Raw genomic sequence first — 20,980 nt, forward strand, 5'->3', positions numbered from 1 at the left:
TTATCGCAGCTTATGCAGCCGGGGTACATGCTATTTTTGTTTCAATAGGTTAAAGCGGTGCTTTCATTTGAACCACCCTTTTTCCTTGGAGCGAGTGATGGCCTCAATGCGGTTACTGGCATTTAACTTGTTGAGAATAATGGAGATGTAGTTACGCACCGTGCCCGTTGTGATGAACAGATGCCCGGCGATTTCCTTGGTGTTTTTCCCATCTGCCATGAGGCCTAGTACGGCATTTTCCCGTTCTGTCAGGGGGTTTTCTTCTACATAAGCTTCATCTACCAAGTCGGGAGCGAAGATGCGTCTGCCATTCATAACTTGGCGGATCGATTCGGCCAGTTCTTCAATTGGACTATCTTTGAGCAGGTAACCACGGACACCGCCCTTTAGGGCACGTTCGAAATATCCGGTCCGGGCAAAAGTGGTCAGGATAATGACCTTACAGCTCATTCCTTTGAGTTCTTCTGCAGCTTCAAGGCCGCTTTTCACGGGCATTTCTATATCCATCAGACAGATGTCTGGTGCAAGCTCTTGGACAAGGGCAAGGGCTTCCTGGCCGTTGCTGGCACGTCCGACGACTTCCATATCTTCCTCCAGATTGAGGAGGGAGGACAAGGCGCCGAGCATCATGCGCTGATCTTCCGCGATTACAATTCTAATCATGATTCTGCCTCCTTTATCGGTTTGCGAACGAGTTTCGGAACATGAATAATGATCGCTGTACCCGGGATGTCTGTCGCAGAGCGAATATCCAGACAACCGTTCACAAATTCAAGTCGTTCCTTCATGCCCAAAATTCCTGTTCCGCGCCGATCCTGTTTGCGAGTTCGTTCTATTCCAACACCGTTATCTTGAACGGTTACTACATTATCCGCTAGTGTTTCCTTAATGATGATAGTACAGGTTGTTGCCTGACTGTGTTTGACGACATTCGTGACAGCTTCTTTCAAGCACATACCGAGCACATTTTCATTCAATTGTGACGTATCCTGTAACTTCGGATTACCTTCCAGCACAAATTCAATCGAAGCGGCCTTCAGAATCTGCTCCGCCCGGAACAGTTCATCGACCAATTGTGTACCACGCATGGTGGTGACCATTTCCCGGACTTCCTTCAGAGCTGTACTTGCCGTTTGTCTGAGGTCGTTCAATTCAATCTCGGCCTGATCGGGATTATTGCGGAGCAACCGTCTCGCCAGATCGGTTTTCAGACCGATCAGAGAGAGCTTCTGTCCAAGTGTATCGTGCAGGTCACGAGCAATACGCTGGCGTTCTTCCATTTTTACGAGATCATCAAGTCGCTTGTTCGCATTCTCCAATTGGCCTTCCAAATGTTCAGTTTTGTTTTTGTTATACGTACTGATTGGGAGCAGGATGGAGGCCATTAAGCTGATGAATACAAACGGGAGTTGGCTCACCAACAGAGAACTCTGATTAATGAAACCGTAATTAATGGTTACGAAACTGGCTCCCAGGTTCACCGAGTAGAGGGTGAAGAAACCAGCTTTATTTTTAATATTCCCAATAAAGAAAGCAAGAAACAATGAGAAGTAGGCATAATCATAGGCGATCGTCATCGTAATGGATATGGCAATAAGCATTCCAATCCACATGTACACCTGCCAGCCCTTGGTGATGAAGGCGAGCAGGTAACAGACGAAGAAGACGAGGATAATGATGATGCCGGTTACCATCGTCCATAATTTAGAATATTGCGATATAAAATAGAATGGCAGGATGAAAAAGGCGAGCCATACATAAAGGTTCAACCCTGTTTTTTTATAAAAATTTTGCATCCACTTTTGAATGGAATTCTCCTCCTCAAACTTGTACTCAACTTTAGCATGACTGTAGCATGACTATGGCTTGAACACAAGAAAACGAATCCGACAGAGTTAAGGCTTCTCTGTCAGACCCGCTGGATTGGTTACTCGGATAGGCGGTTGAACATACGGCTTGCGGGATAGCTTTTTGAGCTGTCTGAAGCTAATAAACTGTTTAGAATCTTCATCCCACAGACGGAAGCGCAGGGCAACCAGACTGGAACGTAGTGTAATAGTCGTTGCTTTTTGCAAAGGTGGTGTTGCGTTATGTGCTTCTTCCAAGAAATAGTTAGGTACACGTGGGCTCAAGTGATGCACATGGTGGAACCCGATATTACCACTGATCCATTGCAATAATTTTGGTAATTTGTAATAAGAACTGCCTTCAACAGCTGCTTTTACATAACTCCACTCATCTTCATGTTCAAAATAAGTCTCTTCGAACTGATGTTGGACGTAGAACAACCAGATACCAAAGAAACCGGAGAAGAAGAAGATAGGTGCCTGCACCATTACAAAAGCCTGCCATCCGACTAACCAGGACATGAATGCATAGAGCACTACGATTAATACGGTAGTCAGGTGTGTATTGATACGTTCTTTACGTCTAGCACCTTTGCGGTTAAAACGGTAAGCCAACAGAAACACGTAAATGGGTCCGATACAAAACAATACAAACGGGTTACGATAAATCCGATAGAAGAGACGACCCCAAGGAGAAGCTTCTTTATATTCGTCAACTGTCATAACCCAGATATCACCTACACCACGTTTGTCAAGATTACTGCTTGTTGCGTGATGGATAGAATGCTCGTTTTTCCACTGCTGATAGGGTGTCACTGTTAATACACCAGTAATGGTACCGAGAATATCATTGGCGCGTTTGCTCTTGAAGAATGAACCATGGCAGCAGTCATGGAAAATAATAAAGGTCCGCAGTACAAATCCGGATGCCACCAAGGCAATCGGGAAGGTCAGCCAGTAGGAAACCGATAAGCTAAAGTAAGCTGCAGCCCATAACAAGAAGAGCGGGAGCAATGTATTGATTAACTGGCGGATACTTAGTCTGAGATCATTTTTTTCGTAAGGGGTAACTTCTTTTTTTAAGGCCATTTCTTTTGATCTGTTCATAAAATTGTGTCCTCCTTCAATCGTTATAACTGTAATCAGCTACAACTTGGCGTTTCCCGCTAGACTTTCCTGTAGGAAGCGTTTTTATCATTGTAAAACAATCCGAACATGACAGTAAGTCATAAACGTCAGCCTTCTGTAATGATGAATATCAATGATGGACCATGACATTTGTCATGGGTGTATGATACTCAATAGCTCTGCAGAAGACAGAAGAGCAGGTTTTACTAATTCCTTTGCACAAATTACGCAACAATTTGTATTATGTATACAAATTTTGTTGTGAGCATGGTAAAATCTATCCTTGAGTGATTATGACAACTTATGAGACGGGTCGATTAGGTTGATTTCTGATGGATTGGATGGAATGCATAATGAAGAAACGAATTACGGATATCCTATTTATTATGGCAGGTGCATTTCTGTTTGCACTGGCGGTGAACCTGTTTGTCATCCCGAACGATTTGGCTGAAGGCGGCGTCACGGGTATCACGATTATTTTGTATTACCTGTTTGAATGGTCCCCTGGACTGATGAACTTGATCCTGAACGGTATTTTGTTAATTGTGGGATATCGGTTTCTTGATAAAACGACTACGGTATATACGATTATTGCAGTGGTATTCAATTCGTTGTTCCTGCATCTGACGGAGAGTTGGACGATTGCATCGGATGAACTCTGGATCAATACCATTTTTGCCGGATTATTTGCCGGTCTTGGTATTGGCTTGATTGTTAGAGTAGGAGGCACAACGGCGGGAACAGTGATCCTGGCCCGACTTGCCAACAAATATCTGGATTGGAATATCAGTTACGGACTTCTGTTCTTCGATCTGATTGTGGCTTTCTCCTCATACTTCATCATTGGACCGCAAGGATTAATGTGTACAATTGTCTTGCTGTTTGTTGGAACCAAAACAATGGAGTTCATTATTGAAGGGCTCAATCCGAAAAAAGCCGTTATGATTATCTCTTCCAAACAGGATGAAATCGCGAAGCAAGTCATTGAGAAGATGGATCGCGGAGTAACCGTCCTGTCCGGTCATGGCTATTACACAAAAAATAAGAAAGAAATTCTATACATTGTGATTAGCAAGCAGGAAGTTTCTATGCTCAAGAAGATTGTACGAGCAGAAGATGAGATTGCTTTTATCACCATTCATGACGTGCGTGATGTTTTCGGTGAAGGATTTATTGAACTCTCTAAAACTTGATGAATATATGTATATAAGGAAGAAAGGAGTTGCGGTGAAATATCACCGCAACTTTTTTTGATAGGTTAATGGTATCCGGTATTAATCTAGTTCAATAAGAAAGAACCCTTCTCCGAAGAGAAGGGCAAAAGAGTATTAGTAATGTCTTCTTTTTTTGACTCCACAATATTCAACAGTGACATGACAGTGTTTTTTACACTTTGTAGGGACATATTTAACTTTGGTAACACAAGTTTTCGTAATTTTTTTGTAAAAACACTTTGGTCTTGGATGATGACATTTATGATGTTTTCTATACATATTAAAACCTCCCTGATCGTGATAAGGTATTCTATGAGCGTGTCACTGTTTCGGAAATGTATAAACGTCTATTATTGTATAATAATTCCTTTATTAGGCTTCTGTGTTACAGGTGAAGGTTGGTTCTTTCTAGTAAAACTTTCTACTAAAAGAGTGCAATGACAAAAAGCTGTACACCTACCAAACACGATGATATATTGAATTTAATCAATTTGTTAATAAACCTAACTAACTAAGCATTTAGCATAATTTCCAAGAGCGTTTTACAATCAGCAAAATATAGATCGAAACGGTGTTATTCGTCTATATTTTGTACCCGAGAGCGACTTTAATCGAATTATGAAAAATGCTAACTATAAGAGGAGGCGATAACATGGCTGGCACACCGCAGTATATCCGCAATCTGAATGAAAATCTTATCATGGATGCCCTCATAACTCAGGGAACCATGTCGAGAGCGGATATCAGCCGTCAGACCGGACTTAGTAAACCAACGGTGTCTTTGGCGGTCGAACATCTGATTGACCGTAATCTGGTTAGGGAAATGGGGCCAGCTGACAACGCTCAGGGTCGAAAAGCAACCCTCATTCGTTTCAACGAAACGGCTTATTATGTCTGTGGTATAGATATCGGCGCAACTCGTATTCGGATTGCATTATCCGATCTGAATGGAGAGATCATTGCCTATCGAACATATCCCATGGTTGTTCAAGAAACTTATGAGCGAGCGGAAGCGACGATGTTGGAGCTTCTTCGAAGCCATATGAACGAACTGCTTGATGAGAATCATCTGAACTGGGATCAGATTCAGTGCATCGGGTTCGGTATACCAGGCGTAGTGCTGCCTGATTCAGGGCGTATCAATCGTATTGTGGACCCGTTAGCGGGTCTGGAAGAAGCTTTCTCTCTAGAATCGTTGTCAGGAGCTTTTCCCTGTGAAGTAATTCTGGAAAATGATGTGAATCTTGCAGCCCTTGGGGAGTATCGGAGTGGTGCAGCAGCAGGATATCCCTTGTTTGTTTTTTTCTCCATCGGTACAGGGACGGGCGCTGGAATCATGGTACATGGCCAACTACTTCGAGGTTTAGGTGGCTTAACTGGAGAGATCGCGGAGATGCTGGTGGACGATGGCCGACGTCTGGAGGAAGTGCTGTCCGCTGATGGTCTGATGCAACTGGCGAAAGATTATCTAGATCAGCATGATGAACTATTATTGGAGGCTGCTGATTCGGGCGCAGATGATCTTCACAGACACCTGACTCCCGAGAAGTTATTTGAAGCTGCGCGCAGTGGAGAAGTAGAGGCGTTAGACATTCTACAACAATACAGCCAGAAGATTGCTTCCGCTCTGCGTCAGATTAGCGTTGTGCTTGCTCCAGATCTCATTGTGCTTGGCGGAGGGGTAGGAGGGAACGGTGATGTGTTATTGCCTTTACTGAGGCAGATCATCTCTGAGCAATTCCCTGTGCAACCACAGTTAATCTGTTCCAAGCTTGGTGAGCAGGCTGTTGTCACTGGCGCGGTACAGGTGGCCATACAACAAACGATGCTGAACCTTCAGCAGGAAGCCATGGAATAAGAGATTGGATATACAACATGTGAGGAGGAAAAAGGCATGACAGAATCCGTGAAAAACGTAAGTAATAATGATCAGACCAATCAGAATGGTACGGTTGGAGGTGATCTATCCGGCTGGATTGCAGGTATTGACATTGGAGGCACCAAAACATTAATGCTCTTGTCATCACAACAGGCTGGAAATGAAGTTCATGAACGTATCTTGCCTACGCTTGCCAGTGATCAGCCGGATGAGTTCTTCCGATGGTTATTCACTGAATTGGAAATATTCTGCCGCGAAGTTGGATGCAGTCTGGATCAACTTAAAGGTGCAGGCTTGGGATTCCCTGGTGTGATTCTGCAAGAGGAGGGGATACTGCGAAATGCTCCCGCTTTTCAGTGGCCTGAGCTAGATATTCGCCCTGTTATTGCGAAGTACTACAGCGGGAATATCATGTTGGATAATGATGTGAATATGGCCGCAATGGGAGAGTATGATCAAGGGGCAGCACAGGGACATCAACACTGTGTAATGGTCACGGTTGGAACAGGCATTGGATCTGCTCTTATCCTGAATGGACAGCTCTATAGCGGCCAGAATGGAGCAGCAGGTGAGATTGGGCATTTCATTGCAGGAGACGAAGGGCTTTATACCGGTTACGTTGCGGATGCGGATTCCTTTGGCGTATTTGAGCAAGTGACCTCAGGTACGGGAATTACCGAACAGGCGAGGCGTTATTTTGCTGCTGGAAAGGGGAGTTCCTTATCCCTGATCATGAGTCTGGCAGGAGGGGAAGCGGAACAGATTGAAGCCAGGCATGTATTCAAAGCAGCGGAGTCGGGTGATCTTGCTGCCCTGGAGATTCTGGAACTACCCATGCGTTATATGGCGAGAGGTCTGGCGAATATTACGGCTTTACTCAATCCTTCCATTATAGTGATCGGTGGTGGCGTGGCTGCATCCAACCCATCCTATTATCTAAATGAAGTGCGCACACGCCTCCAACGTTACACTGTTCTGCCTACACTTCTAGCTGTAGCTGAACTGGGGAACAAAGCAGGAGCAATCGGTGCATTGGCTGCAATCAAGTCCAGTCTGACACGCACTTAAAAATAGAGAATAGGCGAAGCAACTACAGAAATAAAGGATGGAGATCCGTGTGTGAGCGCAATGATCCAACGTCCAATTGGAATTTGTGTACAGCCAAAGCTTGGATTGGCGAGGAGCGCATGATCGGGGCCATGTTGGGAAATGTGAATACCAACGGCCAGATGCATCCAGCTATGATTCACTGGCAGACGGAGACGGGGGAGCGTTAGTATCTTCGCTTGATCCGTCGTGAGGTGGGCGAGGGGTGGAATAGTCATCTGCGCGGAATAACGTTCGATGCGGATCTCACGCCTGATTCGATAAACATTGATGTGGAGTTGGATACGACGGAAGAAGCATGATGATGGATCGAATGGGGCTGTACGATAATGTACGTGAGGCTAACGCGTTGATTTATCACGTGGTTGGCGTGCATATTCATGAAACTGTAGGGTTGGCAGATCATTGGTGTCCATACATCCATAGTAAAGACATGACCTTTTTTGATTCATTTTTGGATATCATTGAACGTTCGCCAGTGAAAGTATATGAGCTGAAAGCCGCGTGCACACCGGAAGAGATTGATGAGAGTCATGGAATAATCACGGCTCGTATTGCTGAACGTCATGCGGCGCGTCAGCGCGGGTAAAGGAGCAGACGTATCAAGCATGAATGCTCCTTATAGGAAAACCTCATAGTAAAGTAAATCAACAAATAGAGCGGTTCAGAACAAACCTCAGGTTGCGTTAGAGGGTGTTCTACTGCTCTTTTGTTGTTCTTTTAAACGGGTACATGTTTTTACCGTTTCTCAGGGAGTGTTACGTCACCGAGAATCCCTGCCTGATAGCCTTTGACTACAGCACCAATTCTGGACTTCACACCAAATTTCTGCGTAATAGAAGTTATATGATACTCCACTGTACGTTGACTGATCGCCAGATCCTGTGCAATTTCCTTATTGGTCATCTCCAGTGCAATACGATTAAGCACTTCCCGTTCTGTTGCCGTGAGTGATTCCTCCAGATTAGGGGATAACATGGTCTCTGGAATAAGAACATGACCCAACATACTCTGGTGAATGGCGTTGATAATCTGTCCATACGTTGCTTGTTTCGACAAGTAGGCATGAACGCCCAGATCATAAGCTTTTAACTGGAATTCGTGATAGTTGTATCCGGATAACAGTATGATTTTAACGGATAACCCGTATTGATCTTTCAATCTTCTCACAACCTCGAACCCGTCAAGCTGGGGCATGCGGATATCCATCACAACAACATCTGGTCGCAACGCCTCTACTTCGGATAAAAAAAGCAATGGATCGCTGAATGTTTTCAGTACATCTATGCCGGATTCGCGGTTTAAGCGGTTGTTGAGACCTTCCATGACCAGGGGGTGATCATCAAGCAGTACGACTGTAATGGGTTCGCTCATTGTTCAGTTGCTCCTTTGGTTAAAGGCAAACGGATGTTGATTGAGGTTCCTTTGCCAAGGTTGGAATGTATGGTGAATTCTCCACCGAGATGCTGAATGCTGCTCTGTATGGATATCAAACCGAAGTGCCCTGTTGCAGTATCAAATGTGGTATGAACATTAAATCCCAAGCCATCATCCTCTACTTGGAGAATCAAGTCAGTATCCCTTGTATGTACCTGAATAGAGCAGAACGACGCCTGTGCGTGCTTCATCACATTCATGATGAGTTCACGGATCGTCCGAAAGACGGTGGACTTCAGAGGTTCGTACTTCAACTCTTCAGAGAGGGCGTTGTAGTTTAGTTCCATGCTGATGCCACTTTGCATTTGAAGTGTACGGATGAGCCATTGCAACGCTTCTTCAAGATCACTTCGATCCATAATATGAGGGTAGAGATCATCACACAATTGACGTATATCTCTCTGGGAAGCATACAGGCACTCCAGCCAAACAGCCGTTTGATCCTTATGTGTCTCTCCGGTATCGTGTAATTCCTCCAAATCTCGAGACAGGAAAATCAGGTTTTGTAGCAGTTGATCATGAAGGAAATATGAGGTTTTCATACGCTCTGCCTGTTGGGCTTCCATCATAATATCATTGAACTGCTGATGACGGCGTATCTGGTGTTCATGAAAAGCTGTCTGGTCTACACGGTGTTCATATCGCTTCTGCAGATCGGATAAGAGTCTGCCATTGACGAGCATTCGAATTGCTTCCAGCCTGCCTTTATCAATGATATCCTGTTCCTCTGCTGAAAAAAGGGTGCGATTTTCTTTGTGACCAATGCCCAGAAATCCTATCGTCTCCGTAGTGGGCTCACCCGACAGCTCCCAAACCTGTGCCAAATCATATTTTTGTCGTAAAACTTTAATATCCAACGCCTGGTTATCTATATTCTGAATGGAAGCAAAAACCCCTGTACCTTCCTGAGAATATCTGTGCTTATCATCAATCCATATGACAATTACACCTTCAATATCCAGCATCTTGTGGAACATCTCGGCAAACACGTGAATCATGTCCCGCATGTTTTGCTGCTCAGCCATTCGCACAGTCAACCGGAGTTGCTGGTGTTCCAACCAGTCTTTGTTAAGTTTGTTTTTCTTGCGTGAGCGTGTGAGCGTGTACTGATACACCCAAGTGATCAGCAAAAACGAGACAAACAGCAAGCTGATATGAATTAACGAATGCAGGTGAGAAGCAGCCAGAAACAGTAAAAATACGATTAAAGCATATAGTCCATGAATCATCAATCTTGGCATAACCAGTTTGAGGTCAAGCATACTCCGTTGTACAAGTACATAAGTGAACATCCATGATAAAGGCAGAAATCCAATTAATGTGTACTCTACAGGCAATAATGGTTCACCTTGAAGCAGGGTTGGAATAGCAAAACAGATGATGAAGGGAATCAGGCTAACAAGTATTCCTGTTAACATGAGCAATAGCTGGTTCTGCTCCTTGCGATTGTAGCTTTTACGATAAACCCATGTCATCCAGATTAAGATCAGAAGGGTTGCACAAAGAATAAAGTTAAGCAGATTGGTTGGACCAGACGGTGCAACAGGAGTACTGACGGTAGTAATGCCTTGATTGAACTGAACATCGGTCATCATCCACTGCTTGATGTACAGAAAGGCAAGGCCGGTAGAGTAGGCAACGGCAATACATCTGCTGATGATTAATAACCATCGGAAACGATGCAGACGGGTACGGAATACAAAAGACACATAAAAAGCAGTTAGACAGTAAGGTAACCATGCCGCACAAAAGGCCAGAATATAATTAGATAAAGGCAACTGGGATGTGTATATCGTCAGTATACATATGGCCATGGACAGGTTAAGGAGGTAGAACAGGCGCATCACTCGTGAACCGGGTTGGTTAAAGAAGGCATAGGTTCCGGTCAACAATAGCAATAATTCCACTATGGATGAGAAGCCGATGTTGAACCATTCACGTGGTCCAGGCTTCATGGTATGTTCGGATGCCTGACCGTGAGAATTCTCAACGCCGATGGTGTAGGCTTCAGTCACTAAGAATACACCTTTTTGATGGAGTAACCGGACTCCTCCTTTGGGTTCCAGCGAGATAATGGTGTCACCCGATCTTATTCCGGATGTATATGCTAAACCTTGCGGATCTACATCATGTACTGCCCAAGAATTGGAGGCATTTGGCGTTAACGAAAGTCCGATATAAGGATTCATAAATGAAGAGATATGGATATACGTGGCTGTCAGTATAAAGCACAACATCGTTACAAACCACACGAAATTAAATTTAGTTTTCATGAATCTATGTAATGAGAGTTTTAGTCGCATGGTAAAATCATCCGTTCTTATAAAATGCATCATTGGTAAAATGAAGTGGAAAAACAAGCCATGTAGCAATGACATGGCTTGCCGAGCATCACTCTATGTTAATGTAGCAGAGTGCCTAACATTTTGTACATCAAAACTGATGATTCCTGCCTGAGCATAGGTTGCTTCGATCTATAATCCACAGCACCAGTGCTGGATACAGATACTTCCGGACCGTAGAGACCTAGAGCAACCACAAACTGGACACCTTCTTCAGCCCAACGATCCTGTGAACCGATGAGATCGGCAGTTACGGCAGGTGCGCCAAGGAGTTGTTGTGCCGTTCTCGATATGATCACCGCGGCCTCTTGCCTTGTTATGGCTTGGTCAGGATGGAACAATCCACGGGTATTACCTTGCACAATACCCAGTTCAAGGGCTGTTTGAATGTAGGCGGCATAGGGACTTGATTGGGTATCTTTAAATTTTGGTGATTGAGCTGAAATGGACATTCCGCTTACGCCCACAACCTGTGCTACAAAATCCCCACGACTTACTGGCTTCTCTGGTTCAAATAGGGATTGATCCTGTGGATACAGACCAATCTGTGTTAAGCGATAGATGTACGGAGCATAGGGATGGTTTTCTGGCACATCTTCATAAGGTCTGGCTTCTGGCAATTTCTCGGACCAGCTATCTGACTTGTTGTAATAGAAATACGTGATTTCACCTGACTGATTTTTTTTGAAACCAGCGAGCTTGCCTTCCTCATCCATGAACAGCATGTCCTTAACAGGTGTTAAAGTGTGAGTGCCATAAGCATCTATAACCTGAAGACCTTTCTCTGTTGCTGAAATATCATATAACCATGCAGGCAAACGGATATCCCGATATAGTCCCTCATAGGTACGGAGTGAAGACTTGGGTACGCTATAATTGACATCTTGGACCTCATTACTCGGATAAAAATGATCCATAAATGCTTGAAAAAGCGCTTCTCGCACATCTGGTCCATCACTGTTGGAGACGATAAATAGTCCAGTCTTCTCGTTAGGCAACAGCCACAGATTGGAGTGGAATCCGTCAAGATCACCTGCTTTACTCACGACTTTACGTCCATGATTATACTGCGAATAGGTGGATTCGAATCCGTAACCTGTGCCAGGTATATCCGGGTGTATGGACACATCCAACGTTTGCATCGCTTGGACGGATGACGGTTCGAGTATACGTGTACTCTGGTATGAACCTTGATTGAGCTGCGCAAGCATAAAGTGAGCCATATCCCGTCCAGTTGTAATTAATCCGCCCTCAGGGGAGCTGTCCGGTATATTGGGATATTGCGGAAGCTCCTGCCCTTCAGCGCCATAAGGAGTTGCGAGTTTACTCAGCGTGTCTTTGCTTAGTGTAAAATGGCTATCCGACATATCAAGAGGGTTGAATATATGCTGTTGTACATAAGTTTCAAACGGAAGTTTGGACTGTTTCTGAACAATGTAGCCCAAGAGTGCATAGCCGTAGTTGTCGTAACGGAAAACTTCTCCTGGATTGCGAACAACGGACGGTTTGTTGTCTTGGATGAATTGCTGAAGCGGATAAGAACTTTCCAGTACTCTGTCTGTAGCTGCTACATCTGTGAAATCAAACCCGCTGGTGTGGGTCATCAGATGATCCAATGTTAACGCTGTTCCGGTATGGTTGGTCAGATGCAAAGCGTCTGTGTATGCGCTGATATCCTGATCAAGCTTTACGTTACCTTGCTCCGCCAATTGCATAATAGCGGTTGCTGTCAGCGTTTTGGAGATGGAGGCTACACGGAATAGAGTGGAGTCGGCGTCGACGGGGATTTGTTTTTCCACATTGGCATAACCATATCCTTTATTCAAAACGATCTGTTGATCGTGAACAACGGTGACTACGGCACCTTTCAGAGCAGACTTCACTTCAGGTTGGGCGAAGAATTGATTGATGAACGATTCAGTTTCCTGAGGACTTACCTGATGAAGGGGGAGACTGCTTTCAGCTGATACACTGGTCATCGTGGTGAAACTTAGAGATGCAACCAGGAGGATGTTGGCTACGGCACGTTTCCAATTAGGATTTGATTTGTAGCTGTGTTGTTGTCGAGTTGGACATGTTGCTACGTGAGATTTCATGAAATTCTCCTTTGAGTTGGGATATGTTCGTTCTCTTACATTCAAGTACATCTATAATCTATCAGTTCAAATGTGATGGCGATTCCGTAGTACGCGCTTATTACGGCAGGACTTCCGCAAACCTTTTTGCGTGATCTCGCAATTGTGGAGGATGAAGAGTGAGTTTGGAATGATCTTGAATATATGAAAAGAGGTATTTGTCATGATGGACCCAACAGGGATCTCGACAAATACCTCTCTTTGTTTCGTCTTTATATTTTCCATGCGAAGCGACATAGCGCAAAGGAATTGGGAAGTAGATTTTATAAAACTACTCGTACATCCGTCGTTCAAGTTCAGCATAGGCAATCGCAGGATCATCACTGGAATTATCAATATAACCGACGGATGAAGCAGGGAGGGGCCAGGCTATTTCTTTACGGACGAGAGAAGCTGTGAAGGCATCCCAGTTGGCTAACTTCCATTCATCTAGTGGGGATTGTCTTGCTGTGATCCGCTTGTGATACAACGCTTCATTCTCTAGATAAATATAGGCAACACGCACATCCGTATCATCCAGGGTATGTCCGATTCGTGCAAGTTCCTGAGCAATCCAATCCGGGGTACCGATTTCTTTGGTAAATGGCCCCACAACGATCGTATCGATACCCAACTGAACGTTATCCAGAGCGGCGTCCATCGTAATGCGGTACCCAAGATCACGGCATAACCTTTTGTATTCAGGCGAATCCCGGTCGGATGGATCAAGTCCCTGAAGGGTCATGATCGCCTCAGCCGCGGGACGAAGCAGAATATCCATATCAAAGAAAGCCGCTTTATGTTTACGTGAAAGGGCTTTGGCAAGGGTGGTCTTGCCGCTTCCGGCCCCGCCGAGAAAGAAAATTAGTTTGCTCATGAATGTAATGCCTCCTTAAATGTATTAAAAAAATAGTATATGTAATTGAAAAATACACGAATATATAGAGTCATCATTAGAGTTCGTGAATGAGAGGACTTGTTTATTTTAACATAAATAAAGAGGTTTTTTGGCTAGACAGAAAAGGAAGGGTAAGGTAATATCATACCTAGTTGTTCTATGCATAGGTTTCCGATGTATATAAAAAGAAGAGATTTTAAAAGTGTATTTTTCAAAATCTAAAAATTCTTGCTAAATGAATTGTAAAGGAAGGAGTGAGCGCGTTGCAGGTTAACAAACAAATGATTAAAGGCAGTACCGAAACATTGATTCTGACCCTGCTTCAGGAACGACCGTTGTACGGATATGAATTAATTAAGGAATTACATCGTCAATCCGAGGGTGTGTTTAATCTGAAAGAGGGCACGTTATATCCTATTTTGCATGCCATGGAGATTGAAGGATGGGTAGAGTCGTACTGGATGGAGGTTGAAGGCCGTAAACGGAAATATTATTCAATTCGTGACAAGGGGATGGAGGCCTTACAAAGTAAAAAAGCAGAATGGAATATGTTCCGTAGAGCTGTGGATCGGGTTCTTGGGGAAGGAGGCCTGACATGACAAATCGAGATGAGCGAATTCAGCATTATCTTGATCACATGTGTGTTGAGGTTAAAGCTCGCGAAGTACATAACGACCTGCGTGATGAGTTGGGAAACCACATGGAAGAGATGATTTTGGATAAAGAACAAGAAGGTTACACAGAGGAAGAAGCAATTGCATATGCCATTGAACAGATGGGCGATCCTACTGTCGTAGGCAAGAGTATGCACCGATTGCATCGCCATCGTATGCATTGGGGGTTGCTAACGGGACTTGCCAGTTTGCTAATCATTAGCCTGCTGCTGACATGGATTTATACGACAAATATCTCGGTTGAAAGATTTCAGTTTTTGTATAAAAGTCATTTGCTCTACACTATTGTTGGTTTAGTGCTGATGGTATTTTTGATGTATTTTGATTATCAAAAATGGAAAAAATCTGCCTGGTGGATCTATATTTTGTTAAGTGGTATGTTGTGGATTAATCCGCTGGTATCACCGTTTGATTATGGTGTACAACGGTTCTGGAGCATATTTGGGTTAACAATTGATCTTACGACGATATCCATGTGGGTATTGCCCCTTGCCATAGGTGCGATTATGATGGATAAGCTGCGTACTAAGTGCGATGTACAATCTGTCTCCACGTATATTCTTCTTGTTGCTTTGCCGTCTTTTAGCCTGTTTCAGGCTTCAGATTGGGTGCGATTGTTTCCATTCGGAATGGCAACTATTATCTTGTTTGCCTGGATCACACGAAAATGGTTTTATACGTTTGTGGGTGCTGCAATTACGGGAAGTGTCACTATGATACAGTTGTTTTTGAGTGGTGAATACAGGCGGTTTGAGAGACTCTCTGTTGTGTTGGATCTCCAGAATGATCCGCTAGGAAACGGTTACTATAACCAAACGATTATGAATATTCTTCATTCTGCCGGATGGTGGGGAAACGGTTCTGACACGTCTTTGGACCACTTTACAGGATTTTATATGGACTATCCCGGTGTAATGCTTATTGATGTATTTGGTTGGTTAGCAGGCATAATGCTGTTGCTTGGAATCGTATGGTTTCTTACTAGTATGCTGAAAATGCTACCTCGTGTACTCGATGAATTTGGTCGTATGATCGTGTTCAGTATTACAATGATGTTCGCATTGCAAATGCTTTACTCGCTGGCTATGACTACCGGAAAGGTTCCGATTGTTAGCGTTACTTTCCCTTTTATTGGATTTGGTTCTCATGTGATCTTAGAATACGCCATGATGGGTTTACTACTTGGAGTATATCGACGTAAAGATACTATTTCATTGAGAAGCAAACAGGGAGAGCCGATCACGACAATGTCAAAATAAAAAAGATACGTGATCGGATGGTATAAGTCATATAATACGATGTTTAATCAGATTGATGTCCTCGTGCGTCAGAAGGAAACCAGATATGACGCAGGTTCACCCAGCCCTGGCTGTTGAAAGATAGACCACGTACCGAAGGCAGATAAGCCGTCTCTACCGGTTTTTCTGATAAATGGAACAGTAAATTCTGATCAACCAAAAATTGCTCAATTCGATCTAATTCACAAGTTCGATCCGCAGCGATGGGAGAGGCAACGATGGTTTGCAAGATCTCATGGATCGTTATACGAGTAGAATCTTCCAGATGCTCAGACAACGTGGAGTAAAGATCATACCTGCGCAGTTCTTCATCCCTGTCCCGAATGAGAGAGAAGAGAATCAGATCAGACTCCAGCCGGAGATTTCCTTTGAACTGCTCCATCGTAGCGGTTCGGACGGTACAGGAGAAACCGCACTGCTCCAGTATGGACGCCAGATGTTGGGCATCCCTGCGATACTGTGGGATGGTCGCAATTTGCAGTGAGATGGGAGTAGACGAAGTAAGTCGTTTAGTAATATCTCTAATTCCCTCCGGGTCAACCATCCCGGTATTCACCGCACTAAAATCAGTCTCCATGACTTCAGAGTCATCTGCTTGTCCGTCATCTCTATACATTCCAGCAAGGCATGACTGAAGGTGTGCTCTTACTTCCGGATCGTTTAACGGTCCGGTTTTTTGTGTATTACACGTGAGTAATTTATGAACCATCACACCTGCACTAATCTGTGTCCAATCTGCACCCGCAGACAAAGACGGATTATGAACAAGATGAAAGAACGGAGTTTCGATATCTTGGCTATCGTCCATTTTTGCCGAGGCACTCCACGGAATTTGCAGGATATCTACCCGGTCCATATGGGCTCTACCCTGAAAATACGATGAAAAGGCTTCAAGTCTGCACAAGTGATCATCCCAGGCGGTGACCTTGAACGGTCCCGTCCCAACAGGTTTTTGCATCCCATGCACATCACCCGAATGCTTCATCTTATGTTCGTTTGTCCCTGGTGAAGGTACAATCGCTGCACGACTTGTTGTCAGGAAGGACAAAAACAATTCATGAGGATCTTTAAGCTGGAAACACACGGTTAAGGAATCGACCGCTTCAATAGATAGAATCTGTTTACTTACATCACGGTACAGTGTCCGGCGATCTGTAGATTGCAGCCGTTCAAACGTATGCACTATATCATGGGCCGTCAACAACTGACCATCGTGAAATGTAATACCTTTTCGCAAATAAAAGATCCAGGTCTTTCGGTCTGCACTGACATCCCAGGTATGAGCGAGACATGGGAGGATCTCTCCCTGTTCACCCCGCTGAACCAACCCGTCAAAGACATGGCTGGTAACAAAGGATTCAGCTAATAGATTAATGTACAGCGGATCAAGCGCATGAAGCTGTTGGCGGAGGGGCAACCGAAGCGTATCAATCTGCTCATTATTGGTGCCGGCTTCCGTATGATGTCCTGAATATCCAAGCAACCACTGGTTTAGATGATCCTGCATGATTGTTGAACTGGAGAATGCGCTCACCTGCTCGGCAGCTTCCTGTAACTCCCGGCGATTCATGGCCTGCATCATATATTCTGCGGCGATTTGATCAGCCGGAACAAGCAAAGTCAGTGAAGAACGCCGACCCCGGCCACGCTGGGAAACCCAACGAATCCAATCATGGGCAACCATCTTTTTGACAATTGTTAACGTATTGCGGTGTGTACAATTTAGCAACTCAGCGAGATCGGCGAGTGTAAGTTCATGTTCTGTATGGTGACCGTAATGACGATGTAACAGCAGATATTGCTGATGTAATTTCAAGTGTTGATTCCCTCCTGGAGGTGAACTCTGACGTATTCCTCTAAAATAAGAAGTTTTGTCGATTTTAATTTCTATTTATATTCCTATTTTATCATCTAGAATATAGCATAGAAAGGTTAATGGAGGTTTTTCCCATGATTGATAAAATAATGGCTTCACCGCAACGCGCTCTAATCACGCTACTGTCTGCATGGATGCTGGCGATCATTCACCAGTATTTATTCTATGGTAATGAGATTGGCGTATCGTATCCTATCTTTGTAATTCTCTTTTATGTGTTCATGTATCTGTTTGCAAGGGATCGCATGAGGTCTTTCAAGTTCATTGATGCTTTTGTAGCGGCTGTAGTGCTATTGTTGTCGCTAACGTTTCTGTTATACGACAATGAACTGCTGTATGTTCTTAATTTTCTGGTCATACCTGGCGTAGTTATCTTACATATGACGTATCTGATGGGCAGAAAACAGAAGCAGTGGTGGGAGATTGGCTTGATTGGTACGGCTATTGACCACTTGCTACCTCAAGCCATACGTCATTGGGGGACTGTTGCTGCTATTGCTGTGAGAGCAGGCGGGCGTGGCATGGGCAAATCCCAGAAAACAGTTGTTTTCAAAGTACTCATTGGTCTTGTGGCGTCCTTGCCTATCCTCATTGTAGTCGTTGCATTACTGTCCTCTGCTGACGGGGTCTTTGATCAGTATTTAGCCGGTTTTCCGGAGTGGCTGAATCAATTGGCTTTTACTCCAGGGATACCAAGAATCATCTGGATTGTCATCGCAGGTGTATTGCTGTTCGGTTATGTATGGGGATTTGTACAGCCAATGCAATATGAGGCAGAGAAGAGAGCGAACGCACATTGGAAAAATGGAGCAGTATCCACGGTTGATAAGCGTGATCACACCTATATATTCTCTCCTGTGGACCCGGCCACTGAAGGTAAGGTTACAAATAAGATTACACCGGAGCCCGAACGCACTCCGATTCAGCGGGAACCATTCAGATTGGACCCCATCATTGTGGGGACGATGCTGATTGTCATTAACTGTGTGTACGTTTTGTTTGTACTTGTACAGTTTTCGTATCTGTTTGGTGCAGGAGAGGGGCATCTTCCGGTAGATCTGTCTTACGCAGATTATGCGAGAAGTGGATTCGCAGAGTTAATTCTCGTCACTGGTATTAACTTCTTTATTCTTATTGTTGCTTTGCAGTATACCCGTTCGAGTGGCAAAACGGGTTCCATCGTGCATCAGGTACTTCTCTTGATTCTGGTCAGTTGTTCAGCAATTATGTTGTATTCCGCGTTTATGCGCCTAAATCTGTATGAGCAGGCATATGGATATACGTACATCCGCTTCCTGGTACACGCATTCATGATCTTCCTCGCACTCCTGTTGCTGATTGCTGGCCTTCGTATACGGTACACATCAATACCGCTGATCCGCTGGTATATCGTGCTGGCGCTCACAGCTTATGTTGCTGTCAATTATGTGGGCATGGATAAACGGATTGCCGAGCTGAATATTGAACGTTATCATCAGACTGGCAATATTGATGCAACCTATCTTGCAAGTCTGTCGGCAGATGCAGTTCCGTTACTTCGAGAGTTTGCTCAGGAGGAGTATCCGGATCTTAAGAGGGAAATGCTGGAACGTCAAGCCTACCTGGACGAGGATGCATCAGATCGTTCATGGCCTTCTTATAACGTGGCGAGACACCGAGCTGAGCTAGAAATGTCCAAATTGAGAACGGAATAGCTGAATAGTCGTTGTTTTCACGTACGGATTTATGCAAAAACAATATGTAAGTGTTATAATATAAAAACTAACCTATAAAGGGGGTGAATCCCTTGTTTGAACTGCAGGAGTTATTACCATATTTATTTTCGATTGGACTCATCTTCACCGTCAGTTATGCCTATATTGCCCATCTTCACTGTGGCATGACGGAGTACTGGATGGAAGGTGGCGCCGGTGGTGGACTTGAACCTGTTCTTCCCGCCCTGTGTTTGGACAGACAGCATAGACAGGAAGACTGGAGCCGCATGATTAGACGAAGAGAAGCGCCCGATGAAGATGAACCAGATTGTCATTCCTCGTTGAACGATTGGTCAACAAATCAACGAGGAGGATATATATGGAACATAAGACCAACAAGGGATTCACTTTTACTTCGGGCAAGGGACGGATCTATGGCCTGATTGCCATTTTGTTTGCAGTCATGCTGCTTGCCGGATGCAGTAACAACGTGTCGGAGATTACTTCATCGACACCGGGATTTTTTAATCACTACATTGTATTTCCACTGTCGTACCTGATTCAGCACATTGCCACCATATTTAGTGGAAGCTACGGGATCGCGATTATTGTAATTACGCTTGTCATTCGTCTGGCACTGTTGCCATTGATGATGCGTCAAGCCAAGTCCCAGCAGGGAACACGAGTCATCATGAACGCCATGAAACCCGAGATGGATGCGCTCAAGAAAAAATATGAGGGCAAAAATGATCCTGCTGATAAGCAAAAGCTGTCTCAGGAAACTATGGAGCTATACAAGAAACATAAGTTCAATCCGCTGAACATTGGTTGCTTGCCGATGCTCATTCAGTTGCCTATACTTTCAGGTATTTACACAGCCATCCGACTTACACCGGAGTTGTCCTCCCACTCGTTCCTGTGGTTCAAACTGGGAGCGCCGGACTACGTACTCGCTGTGGTGGTCGCGGTCATATATCTGATTCAAGCCAAGGTATCACAAGCCAATATGGCGCCTGAGCAGCGAAAACAGTTCGCCATTATGGGTTATCTCTCCCCATTGATGATGGCATTCTTTTCTCTTACAGCTCCGGCAGCGATGCCGCTCTACTGGACAGTTGGGGGTTCATTCCTGGTACTACAGACATTATTGTTCCGTAAAATGTACCCGGTGGAGCACCCACAGGAGCCTGTGGTTGTGGAAGTAAGTAAGAAAAAGAATAAAAAATCCAGCTCCGCCAAACCTTCTCGGAAACCTGCAAAGTCTTAATAAATTTGGTTGCAGGTGACAAGAGAAACATGGTGACTACGTAATCTTGTTAAATACAATAAACATAATGAAGAAGCCTGATCCATATGGAGCAGGCTTCTTTTTTGTACTATCAGGTGTTCCTTTTTAGTTTTTTACGAAAGCGGATGGAAAGCATAACGTCCACTGCCTGTTCCCCAATATCACTTAATGATATATACTTACC

19 protein-coding genes are annotated in these 20,980 nt (G+C 44.4%); 11 read left to right on the forward strand and 8 right to left on the reverse strand.

The window, feature by feature from the left end; translation table 11 throughout:
• Window positions 1-63: 63 nt before the first annotated feature.
• The 3 genes from MHI52_RS13285 to MHI52_RS13295 form a co-directional block, all read right to left on the reverse strand.
• Window positions 64-663, reverse strand: coding sequence for a response regulator transcription factor (locus tag MHI52_RS13285; RefSeq protein ID WP_036608692.1), 600 nt, complete (start codon window positions 661-663; stop codon window positions 64-66).
• On the reverse strand, window positions 660-1,808 hold the full coding sequence (locus tag MHI52_RS13290) for a sensor histidine kinase (RefSeq protein ID WP_036608689.1): 1,149 nt from the start codon (window positions 1,806-1,808) through the stop codon (window positions 660-662). The genes MHI52_RS13285 and MHI52_RS13290 overlap by 4 nt, the downstream gene beginning before the upstream one ends.
• An 87-nt stretch (window positions 1,809-1,895) precedes the next feature.
• Window positions 1,896-2,954, reverse strand: coding sequence for a fatty acid desaturase (locus MHI52_RS13295; RefSeq protein ID WP_036608678.1), 1,059 nt, complete (start codon window positions 2,952-2,954; stop codon window positions 1,896-1,898).
• 374 nt (window positions 2,955-3,328) lie between these two features.
• Between MHI52_RS13295 and MHI52_RS13300 the strand changes: the two genes are divergently transcribed.
• The 6 genes from MHI52_RS13300 (at window position 3,329) to MHI52_RS13325 (ending at window position 7,764) form a co-directional block, all read left to right on the forward strand.
• Window positions 3,329-4,168, forward strand: a complete 840-nt coding sequence (locus MHI52_RS13300) for a YitT family protein (protein ID WP_017688839.1) — start codon at window positions 3,329-3,331, stop codon at window positions 4,166-4,168.
• A gap of 673 nt (window positions 4,169-4,841) precedes the next feature.
• Window positions 4,842-6,047, forward strand: a complete 1,206-nt coding sequence (locus MHI52_RS13305; RefSeq protein WP_405159164.1) for an ROK family transcriptional regulator — start codon at window positions 4,842-4,844, stop codon at window positions 6,045-6,047.
• Window positions 6,048-6,083: 36 nt separating this feature from the next.
• Window positions 6,084-7,136, forward strand: coding sequence for an ROK family protein (locus tag MHI52_RS13310; protein WP_253507903.1), 1,053 nt, complete (start codon window positions 6,084-6,086; stop codon window positions 7,134-7,136).
• A 47-nt stretch (window positions 7,137-7,183) separates the two neighbouring features.
• Window positions 7,184-7,345: a hypothetical protein gene (locus MHI52_RS13315; protein WP_405159165.1), complete on the forward strand. Its 162-nt coding sequence runs from the start codon at window positions 7,184-7,186 to the stop codon at window positions 7,343-7,345.
• Between the two features lie 9 nt (window positions 7,346-7,354).
• Window positions 7,355-7,477 (forward strand): hypothetical protein, encoded by a 123-nt coding sequence (locus MHI52_RS13320; protein WP_405159166.1) that lies wholly within the window; start codon window positions 7,355-7,357, stop codon window positions 7,475-7,477.
• On the forward strand, window positions 7,474-7,764 hold the full coding sequence (locus MHI52_RS13325; protein WP_405159167.1) for a hypothetical protein: 291 nt from the start codon (window positions 7,474-7,476) through the stop codon (window positions 7,762-7,764). The genes MHI52_RS13320 and MHI52_RS13325 overlap by 4 nt, the downstream gene beginning before the upstream one ends.
• 149 nt (window positions 7,765-7,913) lie before the next feature.
• Here MHI52_RS13325 and MHI52_RS13330 read toward each other — a convergent pair whose 3' ends face one another.
• The 4 genes from MHI52_RS13330 to MHI52_RS13345 all read right to left on the reverse strand — a co-directional run bounded on the left by MHI52_RS13330 (window position 7,914) and on the right by MHI52_RS13345 (window position 13,945).
• Window positions 7,914-8,549: a response regulator gene (locus tag MHI52_RS13330; protein ID WP_253507914.1), complete on the reverse strand. Its 636-nt coding sequence runs from the start codon at window positions 8,547-8,549 to the stop codon at window positions 7,914-7,916.
• Entirely contained in the window at window positions 8,546-10,885 is a 2,340-nt protein-coding gene (locus tag MHI52_RS13335; RefSeq protein WP_253507916.1) for a sensor histidine kinase, read from the reverse strand. The genes MHI52_RS13330 and MHI52_RS13335 overlap by 4 nt, the downstream gene beginning before the upstream one ends.
• 128 nt (window positions 10,886-11,013) lie before the next feature.
• Window positions 11,014-13,050 carry a serine hydrolase gene (locus MHI52_RS13340; protein ID WP_405159168.1) on the reverse strand — a complete coding sequence of 679 codons (2,037 nt, stop codon included), beginning with the start codon at window positions 13,048-13,050 and terminating at the stop codon, window positions 11,014-11,016.
• A gap of 310 nt (window positions 13,051-13,360) precedes the next feature.
• Entirely contained in the window at window positions 13,361-13,945 is a 585-nt protein-coding gene (locus tag MHI52_RS13345; RefSeq protein ID WP_405159169.1) for an AAA family ATPase, read from the reverse strand.
• A gap of 284 nt (window positions 13,946-14,229) precedes the next feature.
• Here MHI52_RS13345 and MHI52_RS13350 point away from each other — a divergent pair, with 284 nt between their 5' ends.
• Window positions 14,230-14,565: a PadR family transcriptional regulator gene (locus MHI52_RS13350; protein ID WP_074094807.1), complete on the forward strand. Its 336-nt coding sequence runs from the start codon at window positions 14,230-14,232 to the stop codon at window positions 14,563-14,565.
• Window positions 14,562-15,899 carry an FtsW/RodA/SpoVE family cell cycle protein gene (locus MHI52_RS13355; RefSeq protein ID WP_405159170.1) on the forward strand — a complete coding sequence of 446 codons (1,338 nt, stop codon included), beginning with the start codon at window positions 14,562-14,564 and terminating at the stop codon, window positions 15,897-15,899. The genes MHI52_RS13350 and MHI52_RS13355 overlap by 4 nt, the downstream gene beginning before the upstream one ends.
• A 43-nt stretch (window positions 15,900-15,942) precedes the next feature.
• Here MHI52_RS13355 and MHI52_RS13360 read toward each other — a convergent pair whose 3' ends face one another.
• A complete protein-coding gene (locus MHI52_RS13360; RefSeq protein ID WP_405159171.1) occupies window positions 15,943-17,754 on the reverse strand; it encodes an ABC transporter substrate-binding protein in 1,812 nt (603 codons plus the stop codon).
• A 134-nt stretch (window positions 17,755-17,888) separates the two neighbouring features.
• On the opposite strand from MHI52_RS13360, the gene MHI52_RS13365 reads away from it, so the two are divergent.
• The 3 genes from MHI52_RS13365 (at window position 17,889) to yidC (ending at window position 20,775) form a co-directional block, all read left to right on the forward strand.
• The gene (locus tag MHI52_RS13365; RefSeq protein ID WP_405159172.1) at window positions 17,889-19,508 is read left to right on the forward strand and encodes a DUF4153 domain-containing protein; all 1,620 of its coding nucleotides are present in this window, start codon (window positions 17,889-17,891) and stop codon (window positions 19,506-19,508) included.
• A 92-nt stretch (window positions 19,509-19,600) separates the two neighbouring features.
• Window positions 19,601-19,951, forward strand: coding sequence for a hypothetical protein (locus tag MHI52_RS13370; RefSeq protein WP_235193801.1), 351 nt, complete (start codon window positions 19,601-19,603; stop codon window positions 19,949-19,951).
• Window positions 19,888-20,775, forward strand: a complete 888-nt coding sequence (gene yidC, locus MHI52_RS13375; RefSeq protein WP_074094811.1) for a membrane protein insertase YidC — start codon at window positions 19,888-19,890, stop codon at window positions 20,773-20,775. The genes MHI52_RS13370 and yidC overlap by 64 nt, the downstream gene beginning before the upstream one ends.
• Window positions 20,776-20,980: the final 205 nt, after the last annotated feature.

The organism is Paenibacillus sp. FSL H8-0283 (genome assembly GCF_045040675.1).
Classification (GTDB): Bacteria; Bacillota; Bacilli; order Paenibacillales; family Paenibacillaceae; genus Paenibacillus; species Paenibacillus amylolyticus.